7 protein-coding genes, 1 pseudogene and 1 CRISPR repeat array (1 of these 9 running past the window's edge) are annotated in these 14,414 nt (G+C 68.4%); of the genes and pseudogenes, 7 read left to right on the top strand and 1 reads right to left on the bottom strand.

All coding sequences use genetic code 11. The features are described 5' to 3' along the window. Positions 1-3,825: direct repeats of the CRISPR family, unit length 37 nt; unit sequence GCTGCGCCCGGCCACCGCGCCGGGCGAGGATCGCAAC; it reaches 268 nt to the left of the window's first position. A gap of 867 nt (positions 3,826-4,692) precedes the next feature. Next, positions 4,693-4,905, bottom strand: a pseudogene (locus tag O7612_RS19175) (site-specific integrase); the annotation flags it as partial. Positions 4,906-5,001: 96 nt separating this feature from the next. Between O7612_RS19175 and O7612_RS19170 the strand changes: the two are divergent. The 7 genes from O7612_RS19170 (at position 5,002) to O7612_RS19140 (ending at position 14,189) form a co-directional block, all read left to right on the top strand. After that, on the top strand, positions 5,002-5,469 hold the full coding sequence (locus tag O7612_RS19170; RefSeq protein ID WP_231932599.1) for a winged helix-turn-helix domain-containing protein: 468 nt from the start codon (positions 5,002-5,004) through the stop codon (positions 5,467-5,469). After that, positions 5,448-6,053 carry an IS630 family transposase gene (locus O7612_RS19165; protein ID WP_282265593.1) on the top strand — a complete coding sequence of 202 codons (606 nt, stop codon included), beginning with the start codon at positions 5,448-5,450 and terminating at the stop codon, positions 6,051-6,053. Before O7612_RS19170 ends, O7612_RS19165 begins: the two co-directional genes overlap by 22 nt. Before the next feature lie 382 nt (positions 6,054-6,435). Further along, complete coding sequence (locus O7612_RS19160) at positions 6,436-7,026, top strand: hypothetical protein (protein WP_157517671.1); 591 nt, start codon at positions 6,436-6,438, stop codon at positions 7,024-7,026. Between the two features lie 351 nt (positions 7,027-7,377). Further along, positions 7,378-9,027 (top strand): VCBS repeat-containing protein, encoded by a 1,650-nt coding sequence (locus O7612_RS19155; RefSeq protein WP_282266174.1) that lies wholly within the window; start codon positions 7,378-7,380, stop codon positions 9,025-9,027. A gap of 104 nt (positions 9,028-9,131) precedes the next feature. Then, positions 9,132-9,683 (top strand): hypothetical protein, encoded by a 552-nt coding sequence (locus O7612_RS19150; RefSeq protein WP_067313786.1) that lies wholly within the window; start codon positions 9,132-9,134, stop codon positions 9,681-9,683. Continuing rightward, positions 9,598-12,714: a BTAD domain-containing putative transcriptional regulator gene (locus tag O7612_RS19145; protein ID WP_348774239.1), complete on the top strand. Its 3,117-nt coding sequence runs from the start codon at positions 9,598-9,600 to the stop codon at positions 12,712-12,714. The genes O7612_RS19150 and O7612_RS19145 overlap by 86 nt, the downstream gene beginning before the upstream one ends. Positions 12,715-12,803: 89 nt before the next feature. After that, complete coding sequence (locus O7612_RS19140) at positions 12,804-14,189, top strand: hypothetical protein (RefSeq protein WP_282266167.1); 1,386 nt, start codon at positions 12,804-12,806, stop codon at positions 14,187-14,189. The last annotated feature ends 225 nt before the right edge of the window (positions 14,190-14,414 follow it).

Raw genomic sequence — 14,414 nt, 5'->3', positions numbered from 1 at the left:
GCGGCGCGGAGGCACTCGGTATCCCTGGCTGCGCCCGGCCACCGCGCCGGGCGAGGATCGCAACACCGCGCCTCGCCGGCCACCCAGCCGGGCCACGAGGCTGCGCCCGGCCACCGCGCCGGGCGAGGATCGCAACTTCTGCGCCTGATCCCGCAGCGCCTTCGCCGACGCAGCTGCGCCCGGCCACCGCGCCGGGCGAGGATCGCAACGAGGCGGGCGGCTTGGGTGGTGGACAGCAGGCCGGTGGCTGCGCCCGGCCACCGCGCCGGGCGAGGATCGCAACATGATGCCGGGCCTGCCGTTCGGCTCTGTCCAGGTCATGCTGCGCCCGGCCACCGCGCCGGGCGAGGATCGCAACGTGGCGTAGGGGACCACGAAGAACCCGACGGCGCAGGCTGCGCCCGGCCACCGCGCCGGGCGAGGATCGCAACGGCGATCCGATCCCGGGCAGCGGGGGAGAGCTGGAGCTGCTGCGCCCGGCCACCGCGCCGGGCGAGGATCGCAACATGGACGAGATCGGCCGACTCGACCCGTCTGGGTCGGGCTGCGCCCGGCCACCGCGCCGGGCGAGGATCGCAACTCTGTGTGGCTGCTGACCAGTCCCTGATTGACCAGGCTGCGCCCGGCCACCGCGCCGGGCGAGGATCGCAACGTCTCGCTCTCTCGCTCAGTGGTCACAGCACGCACAGGGCTGCGCCCGGCCACCGCGCCGGGCGAGGATCGCAACAGGAGGTGCTCCGCCTGGAGGGCCTCGCCGACGCCGGCTGCGCCCGGCCACCACGCCGGGCGAGGATCGCAACTGCTCGATCTCCGGGCCGTAAGGGAACTGCATGGTGAAGCTGCGCCCGGCCACCGCGCCGGGCGAGGATCGCAACGCAGTGGCCCTGGAGTCCATCGCCGTGTATGTGCAGTGCTGCGCCCGGCCACCGCGCCGGGCGAGGATCGCAACTGGGTCGCGCCGTTGTCGACGTCGAGGGTGACCCGGGCTGCGCCCGGCCACCGCGCCGGGCGAGGATCGCAACCGCTGCTCGTCGTTGTCAGGGCTCCAGGTGGGGCGAGCTGCGCCCGGCCACCGCGCCGGGCGAGGATCGCAACGGCCAGGTCCCGGGCGTGGCACTGACCGCCGAGGACAGCTGCGCCCGGCCACCGCGCCGGGCGAGGATCGCAACTCCTGTGCTAGGTCGGTTGTGGGGGCGGAGCAGTGCTGCGCCCGGCCACCGCGCCGGGCGAGGATCGCAACACCTTGGTCGACGACTCGACCATGATCGCCTTGCCGGGCTGCGCCCGGCCACCGCGCCGGGCGAGGATCGCAACCCTGTCGGCGCGGAGCCGGTACCAGCATGGCCAGTAGGGCTGCGCCCGGCCACCGCGCCGGGCGAGGATCGCAACCAGTTGTTCGCACCGGGCAGGGCCACGGCGTGGACGCGCTGCGCCCGGCCACCGCGCCGGGCGAGGATCGCAACGCCGCGAGGTGTGCGGCTACCACACCCAGGTCATCAGCTGCGCCCGGCCACCGCGCCGGGCGAGGATCGCAACTCGCCCTGCTCCCGAAGGAACTTGGTCGCGTAGGGGCTGCGCCCGGCCACCGCGCCGGGCGAGGATCGCAACCCGTTGGCGAACCACGTCTGTGCTTCACGCACAACCAGCTGCGCCCGGCCACCGCGCCGGGCGAGGATCGCAACGCCGACGCGCTCGACCGGGTCGCCGCCGAAGATCCGGCTGCGCCCGGCCACCGCGCCGGGCGAGGATCGCAACGCCCGGTACAGGGCCGCGTCCGCCCGGGCGAGAGCAAGCTGCGCCCGGCCACCGCGCCGGGCGAGGATCGCAACACGGCTGCTGATGCGCTCGACCAGGCGGTGCTCGGCGGCTGCGCCCGGCCACCGCGCCGGGCGAGGATCGCAACCAGGGCGTCCGGGCCTACCGTCCCGAGTCGGTGCCGCTGCGCCCGGCCACCGCGCCGGGCGAGGATCGCAACCCGGGCAGCGCATCGACGCCGTCCAGCTTGTCCGCGCTGCGCCCGGCCACCGCGCCGGGCGAGGATCGCAACGAGCGGTCGACGTCGGGGTACTGGCAGGTCCGCCGCGCTGCGCCCGGCCACCGCGCCGGGCGAGGATCGCAACCCCCAGCCCTTCTGGCACAGCCCGCCCCGGTTGGTGGGGCTGCGCCCGGCCACCGCGCCGGGCGAGGATCGCAACGGCCTGGCCGGTGGCGGTTCGGGCGGTGGTGAGGGGCTGCGCCCGGCCACCGCGCCGGGCGAGGATCGCAACCCCTTTCGCCCTGCGTGGGCATCAAAAAACCCCGCAGCTGCGCCCGGCCACCGCGCCGGGCGAGGATCGCAACCCGGGTGATGTGGGCCGGGGCCTCGGCGTTGCAGAGCTGCGCCCGGCCACCGCGCCGGGCGAGGATCGCAACCCGGGACGGCCGGTGCGCCGGTACCTCTGTGGTCCTGGCTGCGCCCGGCCACCGCGCCGGGCGAGGATCGCAACGGACCGGACATGGACGCCGAGGTGGCCCGCCTCAGGCTGCGCCCGGCCACCGCGCCGGGCGAGGATCGCAACCCGTCCCCGCAGCGTCGGCCAGATCCGTTAATGCTAGCTGCGCCCGGCCACCGCGCCGGGCGAGGATCGCAACCGATGGGGCACCGGCGGTGACTTCGAGCGCTGTGAGGGCTGCGCCCGGCCACCGCGCCGGGCGAGGATCGCAACCGGTCCGTGTTGCAGCCGACCAGGACCAGGTTCGACAGGCTGCGCCCGGCCACCGCGCCGGGCGAGGATCGCAACCGGAACTGTCCACAGACGAAAGATCTCCGGTGTGTGGTGCTGCGCCCGGCCACCGCGCCGGGCGAGGATCGCAACCACCGGCATCGCCGGCCGGTGCTGCTGCTCACCGGCCGGAGGCTGCGCCCGGCCACCGCGCCGGGCGAGGATCGCAACGCGGTCGGCTTGCGGGTGGACCTGCCGCAGGTGACAGTGCTGCGCCCGGCCACCGCGCCGGGCGAGGATCGCAACAGCGACGAGCAGCTCACCAACCTGCGGGAGCGGCTCAAGCTGCGCCCGGCCACCGCGCCGGGCGAGGATCGCAACTGGTGGTGCGCCGGACCCCCGGACCGCTCGGTGGTGCTGCTGCGCCCGGCCACCGCGCCGGGCGAGGATCGCAACTCGACCGGCTTGTGCCCTTCGGCGATCGCCCACGTGCTGCGCCCGGCCACCGCGCCGGGCGAGGATCGCAACACCGACCTGGACGGGAAGCGGGCCGGTCACCCGGAAGCTGCGCCCGGCCACCGCGCCGGGCGAGGATCGCAACACCAGTTCTGCGACGGCCTCGGCATCCCCCGGACCGTGCTGCGCCCGGCCACCGCGTCGGGCGAGGATCGCAACCTCACCGGTGGACGGCCCGTACGTGCGGGCCATGTGGCTGCGCCCGGCCACCGCGTCGGGCGAGGATCGCAACGCCCAGCGCCGCGTCAGCACCCACGTGCCGTAGGCAGGCTGCGCCCGGCCACCGCGCCGGGCGAGGATCGCAACCCCATTCGTGATCTTGATTCAGGGGCCGGACCGGCGAGCGCTGCGCCCGGCCACCGCGCCGGGCGTGGATCGCAACACCAACGCGGCCGGGGAAGCCATCCAGCGGGGGAGTTCAGGCTACGCCCGGCCACCGCGCCGGGCGAGGATCGCAACCATGTCTCCAGTCGACCGCGCCGCTTCGACCTCGGGAGCTGCGCCCGGCTACCCGCGCCGGGCGAGGATCGCAACATCTCTCGCGCCCACCCGCCGGTGTACTCCAGGAGCGCTGCGCCCGGCCACCGCGCCGGGCGTGGATCGCAACCACAGCACCGACCCTGCCTGCCGGTACGGCTGCTGATGCTGGGGCCAACCACCGCGTCAGGCGAGTGCCCCGCCGACATGAACCCCTGCCGGCGGCGGGTGGGTCGCGCGATGGGCCGGCGCTCGTCGTGCTCGTGCTGATGGTGCCGACCCCTGAGCGGGGTCGCTGGACCCTGGCAACGTGCTGTCACACCCCTCCTTTACCCCGAAAACCCGTGTCGGCGCGTGACAGTAGGCGACAAGTAGCGATCATTGCGCGGGTATGTCTGTGCAGTTCAGTGCCAATTGGCAGCAGATAGCGACAAGGTTCGGATCGTTACTTTCGGTAACCGCGGGTTCGAGGTTCGAGTCCGTGGCCGCACCAGCGAGCGGAGCCATGCTCGTGAGGCCACCTCTTGGGTTGGCGGGGCGGTGAGTCGGAAGGCCGTGGCACCTGTTGTCAGCATAGCTACGGACGACAGTCGATCATCACGTCATCGTCTGCGCCAGGCGATGAGTTGCGGTATCGATCACCCCACCGACACGAATCCCCACGCTTCGGCCAAGTGTGCCGCGATGGATAGGGGCGCAACGTTCCTTGTGGCGGGTGTTCAGCTGATGGGGAGCGGGACGCGGCTGACCTGGCGACGTCCTGTCGGCCCCCCGTTTACCCCTCGAAAACCCCCGCTAGCGGTTGACAATCAGTGACAAGCGGCGATCATTGCCTGCTCATGTCTGCGCAGCTCAACGCCTAATTCTGACAGCCAACGACAAGGCCGGGATGGCTACGTTCCGTAACAAGGGGTCGTCGGTTCGAATCCGGCCGTCCCGACGCAGCTCAGAGGGCATATCCGATAGATGGATATGCCCTTTTCTAGTAGCTGAGCGACTACGCCTCAGCGTCGAAGATTCGGTCCGTGGCGACGGCGCCGCCGAGGAGCACCGGCCGTAGTTGGTGCCGGTAGACACTCTCGGTGGCGGTAGTGCCGGAGTGCCCACAGAGGTCTGCGATCTGTTCGATGATCACGCCGCTGTCGGAGAGCAGCGAGACGAAGCTGTCCGGCAGCTCGCGGGGTGTCCAGTCGCCCGGGTCGAGGCCCGCTACAGATCTTGAATGGTCAGGTTCGTCCGATGTGGCCTGTGTGGCGACGTTGGGTTGGGGTAGTTCGATGGGATGAGGTATCCCGATGGAGGTGGGTTGTCTGCGCGGGGGCGGGCGAAGCGTGAGGCGGTACGGCGGCAGGCTGCCGGGTGGTTCGCCGAGGATGTGTCGGTGCCGGAGATCGCGCGGAGGCTGCGGGTGTCGCGGACCGCGGTGTACGGGTGGCGTAAGCGGTGGCGGGCCGGTGGTGAACAGGCTCTGGCGTCGAAAGGGCCTGGCGGGTCGCGGTGTCGGCTGGACGAGGGCCGGCTGCGGCGGCTGGCTGACGCCCTGGACGAGGGGCCGGCGGCGCACGGGTTCGGCGTCGATCAGCGGTGGACCCTGGCCCGGGTGTCGGACCTGATCGCCCGGAAGTTCCACACCCGGTACACGTTGCGCGGGACGGCGAACATCATGTACCGGCTGGGCTGGTCGGTGCAGGTCCCCGCGCATCGTGCGGTCGAGCGTGACGAGGCCGCGATCATCACGTGGCGGCGGGAGACGTGGCCGGCGGGAAAACGGTAGCGGCGCAGCGGCAGGCGTGGCTGGTCTTCGAGGACGAGGCCGGTCAGACGTTGCGCCCACCGAAGGCCCGCACCTGGGGACCACGCGGGCACACACCCGTGGTCCCGGTGTCGGGCAAGGGCTCCGGCCGGGTCTCGATCGCCGGCCTGACCTGCTACCGGCCCGGCCAGCGGTCGCGGTTCATCTACCGCACGATCGTGCACCGCCGCCGCAAGAACGAGCGGCGCAGCTTCAGCGAACGCGACTACATCGCCCTCCTCGACGCCGCCCACCAACAACTCGACGGCCCGATCGTGCTGATCTGGGACAACCTCAACACCCACGTCAGCGCCGCCATGCGGCAGATGATCGACGCCCGGGACTGGCTGACCGTCATCCGACTACCCGCTTACGCCCCGGACCTGAATCCCACCGAGGCCGTGTGGTCCCACCTCAAACGCAGCATCGGCAACCTCGCCGTCACTGGCGTCGATCACCTCCAGGCGATCATCAAGAACCGTCTCAAGAGCATCCAGTACCGCACCGACCTACTCGACGGCTTCCTCGCTCACACCGGCCTGACACTCGAACCCGACACAACCTGACCATTCAAGATCTGTATGGCGACGACGGCACCTTCATGCGTGTAGGCAGAAGGGATGCGGCCCCAGCCTGGCCACATCCGTGCATGCGGGCGGAGGAGTTGATGGGGTAGGGCTGGTGTCTGCAGGGCACAATGGGCGCGGGCGCGTGGGGTCTGAACAGTATGTGGCCGGTACTCATCCCTCGATGCTGGCCATGCTGCGCATCGTCGACGGTGTCGTGCTGCAGCACCGCCTCCAGCCCGTAGGGTACCGGTCCGACGAGGTAGACAGCGGCGGGTGGATCGCCTCTCCACGCCGGGCGGCGGCACCTTATCTACATCCGGCCCAAGATTGCAAACAACTTCGCAGGTCCGATTTTTGACAACTCATCGACCTATAGCCGTTGAGCCAGCTTCTACCTGCACAAATGCGGGTGCTTACGGTTGTTGATAATCAACTAACCAAAAAAGATCATTCTCGCCTGATGTACGGTGAAGTGAATCGCCTATTTGTCGGCCATCGGGAGAATCCTGTGATCAGTTCTGCCAAAAGTCGATCAATGATTGTCACCGCAGCGGCGGGTGTGTTCTTGATGGTAGCTAGCCTGCTGGCATCTCCAGCGCGCGCCGATTCAGTAGACGATCGCGGCGTTGCTGTAGCGGAGTCGATGACGACGTCCGCCGACATCGCCACTAAGGCCTCGACGTTGGGATCTCCGCGCGTGAATTCGGTGGTGCCATTCATCTCGTACTGCGCTACGGGCCGTGTGCAAGTCGCTGCGACCTCGGTTAATATTCGTGCCGCAGCGCGAACTGATGCGCCGATCTTAACTGTGGGAAACAACGGGAGTCAGTATAACTGCATCGGTTATGTGCTGGGAGATCGCTATTCGGCGTGCGGAGTCAGCAACGGAAATGGATGGCTCATGATCCCATTTGGGAGCCCGGTCCAATACTATGGCTTCGCGGTGCAAGCCTGCTTTAAGGATGTCTGATGGGGCTCGTGCCGCAGCTTTAGGCTTGAGAACGCTGGTCGGTCCGAAGTCCGGGCAGGGTGGCCCGCCGCCTGAGTCTTTCAACTCTTGGGAAGTGTGATCATCGGGAGGGCGCCCGTGGTCCGCATTGAGTACAAGACCGGCCGCGGCCGGTCGGACTTCTTCGCGACACGGTAGTTCGCGATTTCCGGTTTCATGGCGTCGGCGGGCTCTCTTTGGGGACCAGAACGGCTTCCTGAAGTTCTGGTCGCATCATGCCGAACCATGTGTAGTCGTGGCTGCATTCAGCTGAAATGATCACCTCTTTCTCGGGCAGTTAATGGAGATTGAGCGATGCAAGGAGGAGCGGGAATGCGCAAACGGAAAATTCGTGTTCGGATAGTATGCCTAATGGGGATTTTGTTGTCGGCGTTGTTCGTTAGCCCGGCCACCTTGGCATCGGCGATCAGCGTCGCGGCGGTTGAACAGACGGCATCGCCAGGTGATGCGCCGCTACCGGAGTACCCCGGCCTGCCGCATCGTGCGACCGTGCGACCTGCTGCCGTTGTTACCACGCCCACGCCCTGCGCAGACAACGGATCTGACATGATCGTGACCCGAAGCCAGATACTTGCCAGAGCCTACAGCTGGCTTGACGTCGGCGGCGTCCCTTACAGCCAGGATAGATGCTATAGCAACTCTCACGGCGATTACCGCACAGACTGCTCCGGGTTCGTCTCTATGGCATGGGGGCTCGGTGGGCCTGGAAGCTCCTTTTGGACCGGCAATCTGGATAATAGATCGTTTCAGATACCACGCAACTCTCTGATGCCGGGGGATGCACTCCTGCGGCACACCGGCAATCCGGACGAAAATCATGTTGCATTGTTCGTTCGATGGGCGAATTCCGACTCGACCCAGCCCGTTGTCATCCAGCAGACCGGCAGTTCGGGAACGATCGAAAGTACATGGTCTGCAAGCTATGCAGGCCTCTACACGCCAATGCGCTACAACAACGTACGGGATGACCGCAGTAGCCCCATCCTTGCTCGGGACCTCGGTTCGTCAACCATCGTCCTCTACCGCTGGAACTCCACCGGTTCGTCGTTCAGTGGCTTGTCCACCGCCACGTACTACTCTTTCGACCTGGGCAAGGTCGGCGAGCGGGTCGCCTCCGGAGACGTCAACGGCGACGGCAAGGACGACACTGTCATGGCCTACGCGAACAGTGACGGCACCTTCACGTTCAAGGTTTTCCTGAACGGGACCGTCACACCAGCTAACTGGTATACCTCCGGCCCGTTCAGCCTTGAGGCGACCGTCGGCAACCGCCTCATCGTCGGGGACTTCAACGGCGACGGCAAGGACGAGCCTATCCTTGCTCGGGACTTTGGTTCGTCAACCATCGTCCTCTACCGCTGGTACTCCACGGGTTCGTCGTTCAGTGGCTTGTCCACCGCCACGTACTACTCTTTCGACCTGGGCAAGGTCGGCGAGCGGGTCGCCTCCGGAGACGTCAATAGCGACGGCAAGGACGACACTGTCATGGCCTACGCGAACAGTGACGGCACCTTCACGTTCAAGGTTTTCCTGAACGGGACCATCACACCAGCTAACTGGTATACCTCCGGCCCGTTCAGCCTTGAGGCGACCGTCGGCAACCGCCTCATCGTCGGGGACTTCAACGGCGACGGCAAGGACGAGCCTATCCTTGCTCGGGACTTTGGTTCGTCAACCATCGTCCTCTACCGCTGGTACTCCACGGGTTCGTCGTTCAGCGGCTTGTCCACCGCCACGTACTACTCTTTCGACCTGGGCAAGGTCGGCGAGCGGGTCGCCTCCGGAGACGTCAATAGCGACGGCAAGGACGACACTGTCATGGCCTACGCGAACAGTGACGGCACCTTCACGTTCAAGGTTTTCCTGAACGGGACCATCACACCGGCCAACTGGTATACCTCCGGCCCGTTCAGCCTTGAGGCGACCGTCGGCAACCGCCTCATCGTCGGATCCTGGTTCTGACAAATTTGAGAGTATTGATTTAACGGATCTATCTCACAACATTCCGCTCTGTCTCACATTCGATAGTGGCCGAGGGTGGTCGATGTCGTTGAAACCATGCGTGCATGATCAATCATTTTGTGAAGATGGTGTTCTCGGGGCTGCCCCCGCTGGTGATCGATGACGTCATGGACGAGGGCGGGCAGAATCTGGTGCAGGCTCGGACCCCTGAGACGCCTGTGGCCTGTCCGGGCCACGATGCGGTGACAGGCCGGGTGCACGGGTATCACCAGTGGACTCCGGTGGACGTGTCGGTCGATGCCAGGCCAGTGGTGCTGCGGGTACGCGTACGCCGTCTGGTCTGCCCGACGCGGGGCTGCAGCGGCACGTTCCGCGAACAGCTTCCGGGTGTTCTGGTGCGGTACCAGAGCCGCACACCCCGACCGATCTCCCAGATCGCTGCAAAGCTGCGCCAGGTGGCCGGCCGGAGCGGCGCTCACCTGATGTCGGTCCTGGCGATGGTCGTCATGTCCCGAGACACCGCGCTGCGGTCGCTGCTGGGCATTCCGCTACCCAAACAGAGAGTTCCCCGTGTGCTCGTGGTCGACGACGTCGCGCTTACCGTCGCCAGCGTTACGCCAGTACGGGGGCACGGGGAGGTTTCTCGAAGTGCTTAGGGTCCGACTACTCGGGCCGATCGCGGCCTACTGCCCTGACGGGTCGATTCCGTTGGGTGGAAGCAAACCGCGTGCGATTCTGGCGGCTCTGGTGTTGGAACAAGGACGTGTCGTTCCGGTCAGCCGCCTTGTCGACGTGGTCTGGCCGGACGATCCGCCGGCGAGTGCCCGCGCACTGGTCCAGACGTACGTCTCGTCGCTGCGCAAGGCGTTTGCCCGTCACGGGTTCCCGCACGTCATCGACAGACATCCGCCGGGATACCGGATCCGGCTGGACAAGGCGATGGTCGACGCGGACGTCTTCACTGAACTGGTGAACGAGGGGCAGGAGCTGGCCCGGGCGGGCGATTGCGACCAGGCCGCCGACCTGTTCCACAAGGCGATCTCGCTGTGCCACGGCCCCGCCCTGTCCGGCCTGGACAGCGCCCCACTGGCCGCGGCAGCGCGGCGGCTCGACGAACTCCTACTGATTGCGCAGTCGGAGCGGTTCGAGGTTGAGCTGAGCCTGGGCCGTTGCGACCATCTCGCCGAGTTGTCCAGCCTGGTCGCCCGGCACGCGGCGAACGAACGCCTGCGCGGTCAGCTGATGCTGACGCTGTACCGGCTGGGACGGCAGGCCGACGCCCTCGCCTGCTACCGGGAGGGTCGGACCGCGCTCGTAGACGAACTCGGGGTCGAGCCGGGCCGGCAGCTGCAGATGCTGCACAACGCGATCCTGGCCGGCGACAGTGGCCTGCTAGAAAAGTCCGCGCACCACGGGGCACGCCGGAGCACGTCGGTAATTCCCGCGCAGATCCCGCCGGCCACCGCCGACTTCACCGGGCGTGGGCGGGAACGGGGCGGCCTCGTCGCCGCGCTGCGCGGCGGCTCGCCCGGGACGCACGTCGTCGCCGGGCCGGGCGGCAGCGGCAAGTCCACCCTGGGCGTCTGGGTGGCGCAGCAGGTGGCCGACTCGTTCCCGGACGGTCAGCTGTACGCGGACCTCGGCGGCATGAGCGACACCCCGGCGACACCCGGCGAGGTGCTGGCGGGTTTTCTGCGGTCGCTCGGCATCGACGACGCCTACCTGCCGGAGTCCACCCGGGAGCGGACCGAGCTGTTCCGCAGTCTGCTCGCCGGGCGCCGTACGCTCCTGCTCTTCGACGACGCCGCCGGCGAGCGGCAGCTGCGACCGCTGCTGCCGGGCGGGCCGGGCTGTGCGGTCCTGGTCACCTCCCGGGGCCGCCTGGCCGGGCTGGCCGGGGCGACCCTGACCGAGCTGGACGTCTTCACCGACGAGGAGGCCCGGGAGCTGCTCGGCCGGATCGTCGGCGACGAACGGATGGCGGACGCGGCGGCGGCAGCCCGGCTGCTGACCGCCTGCGAGAACCTGCCGCTGGCCATCCGGGTCGCTGGCGCCCGGTTGGCGACCCGCCGGAACCTCCCCCTCGCGGTGCTGGCCGAACGCCTCACCGACGATCGCAAGCGCCTCGACGAGCTCTCCGCAGGCGACCTGGCCGTACGGTCCAGCATCGGGTTGAGCTACCGCCGCCTGACGGAGCCCGGCAAGGCGGCCCTGCGGCGGATAGGCTTTTTTGGCATCCCCGAGTTCAACGCCTGGGTGGTCGGCTGGCTGCTGGCGGTCGACCACGCCGCCGCCGAGGCGCTGCTGGAGCTGCTGGTGGACGCCCAACTGGTCAGCTTCACCGGCGTGGATTCCACCGGGGTCCTGTGCTATCGGCTGCATGCCTTGGTCCGCATCTACGCACGCGAACGCGCCGACGCCGAGGAGTCGCCGGACGCGCTGCGGGAGGCGGTCGGCCGGGTGCTCACCGGGTGGCGGGCACTCATCGACCGGATCGCGGTCGACGCGCCACCCGCTGAGGTCGTGTGGCGTAGGCCGCCCCCGGTGGAGTTCGAGATCCCCGACAGCCTGACCCGCCGGGTGCTCGCCGACCCGACCGGCTGGCTGCACCGGCAGGAACTCGTCCTCACGGTCGGGGTCGAACGCGCCGGGGCGATCGGACTGCACCAGGTGGTCGGTGACTTCGTTTCGGCGCTGACCGCCCAGGAGTTGAAGGGTGCGAACCGCTTCGAGTTCCAGTCCCGCGTCGTCGCGGCCGCGCTGCCGGCCGCCGCCCGAGCGGGCGAGCCGTACGACGAGGCGCTCATGCTGTTCGAACTGGCCCGACTGCGGATGTCCGAAGACCGCCACGGCGAGGCCAGGCAGCACTTCGGCGAGGCACTCAGCACCTTCCGGACGCTGCACGACGTGCGCGGGCAGGCGGCCGCGCTCGCCGGGCTCGGCATCGCCTGCCGCGACTCCGGTCACCTGACCGAGGCGCTGCACTTCCTCGACCAGGCCGCGGCCCTGCTACAGGCCCTCGATGACGCCGGCGGCATCGGTTACGTACACCGGGTCCGCGGCTCGGTACGGCTGGAACAGGGCGCCTACCCGGCCGCGCTGGTGGACTTGGAGCTGTCGCTACGGGCGTACGAACGGGCCGGCAGCCGACGCGGGGTCGCCTACACGGTGCGCAGCATCGGCATCTACCACCGGGTCTGCGGGAAGTACGCCGAGTCGTTGCGCGCCTGCGAGCGGGCCGCGGAGATATTCGACGAGGCGGGGGACCAGCTGATGCGCTCCTATGCCGTCCGGTCGCACGCCACGGCCCGGCTGCGGATGGGGTCGCCGGATCGGGTATGCGTCGATCTGGAGCGCGCCCTGTCGGTCGCCAAGGAGTCCGAGGACCGCTGGGGGCAGGCCATGGCGCTGCACGTACTCGGGCAGTTCCACCGCGTCGCGGGCTGGTCGGACGGGGCAGAGATCTGTCTGGACGAGGCGATGTCGTTGTGGGAGGTGATGCGCTCATCGCTGTGGCGGGCGCGCACCGAACACGTTCTGTCCCTGGTATACCGGGATCGCGGTGACGTCGCCGCAGCCGACACCGCCTATGCCCGCGCTTGCCGGGTGTTTCGCGAGCACAACTCGCGCGAACACGTCGAACTCCAGGCGTCCGCCGCCGTCGCAGGTGCTGCAACCGTGCTGTAACCCCGCTTGCAGAAAGGTTCCAGGCCCTTTGGAGCGGCCCCGCCCACCGTTCAGGGTCAGGACCTGTCTCCTCCGTAAGGGAATCCATCATGTTCAACAGCATCGCGCAAAGACTGGTCACCGCGACGAGCCTGCTGATGGCGACGACGGTGGGCCTGACCGCCGCGGTTGGGCTGGTCGCCGGTGCCACCGCCGCGGCGGCACCGGCGGCGGTCGCGGCATCCACGGTGGCCGGCGATCCGCCGCTGCCAGCGTACCCGGGACTTCCAGCCGGCCCATCGACGTTGGCTGCGGTCTCCACCACCCCCATCCCGTGCGAAAGCAACGGCTCCGACAAGAGCCCGACCCGCTCCGAGGTACTGACCCGGGCACGGAGCTGGCTGAGCGTCGGCATTCCTTACAGCCAGGAGCGCTGCTACCGCAACCAGTACGGCGACTACCGCACCGACTGCTCCGGTTTCGTCTCGATGGCCTGGGGGTTGGGCGGCTCGGGCAGCGCCTTCTGGACCGGCAACCTGCTCAACCGGTCGCACACCATCGCGCGCAGCGACCTGAAGCCGGGTGACGCCTTGCTGCGGCACACCGGCGACACGAGCGAGAACCACGTCGCCCTGTTCGTGGCATGGTCCGACTCCGCGCACACCAAGCCGACGGTGATGGAGCAGACCGGCAGCCGGGACACTGTCGAGGACGTCTGGTCGGCCAGCTACTCCAGCCAGTACACGCCGATCCGCTACGACAACATCACGGACATCGCGGGCTCGGCGAATGTGTACGGGGTGCTGCCCGACGGGAGGCTCACCTTCTCCACCATCGACGCCGCCACCGGCAACCGCACCAAGACCCTCATCTCCAGCACCACCGTCGGCTTCACGCCCAAAGCCATGGCCACCCTCAACTTCAACACCGTCCTGATGACTGACACCGCCGGTTACCTCTACCGCATCGACGTCATCACCAACAACACCTCACTCGGCTACAACCCACCCGTCCGCATCGCCACCGGCTGGACCCACGAACTGCTCACCTACGACGGCAACACCCACCTGTTCGGCATCCGCAACGGCGACCTGCGCCGATACACCGTCTCCGCCACCAAACCCACCGACGCCACCATCGGAGCCGGGCAACTCATCGGCAACGGCTTCTTCCTCAACACCCTCGCCGCCACCTCCTCCAACTGGCTCGTCGGCACCACCCCCGCCGGGGCACTCCGGTCCTACAAACTCGACAGCGCCGGCACCTGGGAAGGCCACAGCCTCGCCACCGACCACTGGTTCTTCGACGCCTTCCTCTCCCCGGGCGACGGCGTTTACTACGGCCGAACCACCGGCGACGGCCTCTACCGCTACCTAGACAACGACCCCTACGACGACACCGGCAGCGACATCCAGAGCTTCCCCAACGACCCCGTCGATACCACCGGCTGGACCCAGACCCTTTTGTCCGCCCAACCCGGAACCGTCACCGGCTGACGACCACCACCCGCGGACCGGGGACGACCATCCGGTCGCCCCGGGTTCCGTGTGGGTCAGCCTCCGCTTGGCGGCGGAGACCGTGGTGTTGCGAGGACCGGTTGAATCCGCCTTGACAAACTGCAGACGGCGGGCGCAACGGTAGGGTGCCGGCCTGGGATGGCGGTCGTCTCCTTCGATCGCCACCCTATCGGGCCGTGTCCCACTGGCGGCCGACGAGAACGC

It is taken from the genome of Micromonospora sp. WMMD987 (assembly GCF_029581435.1).
Classification (GTDB): Bacteria; Actinomycetota; Actinomycetes; order Mycobacteriales; family Micromonosporaceae; genus Micromonospora; species Micromonospora rifamycinica.
The sequence above is the reverse complement of the archived record's forward strand: the minus strand, read 5'-3'. Positions and strand labels throughout refer to the sequence as shown.

What these genes read in the sequence shown, in the direction of transcription:
- O7612_RS19155 (WP_282266174.1), top strand. Translation starts at nt 7,378, where the DNA reads ATGCGCAAACGGAAAATTCGTGTTCGGATAGTATGCCTAATGGGGATT.
- O7612_RS19150 (WP_067313786.1), top strand. Translation starts at nt 9,132, where the DNA reads ATGATCAATCATTTTGTGAAGATGGTGTTCTCGGGGCTGCCCCCGCTG.
- O7612_RS19140 (WP_282266167.1), top strand. Translation starts at nt 12,804, where the DNA reads ATGTTCAACAGCATCGCGCAAAGACTGGTCACCGCGACGAGCCTGCTG.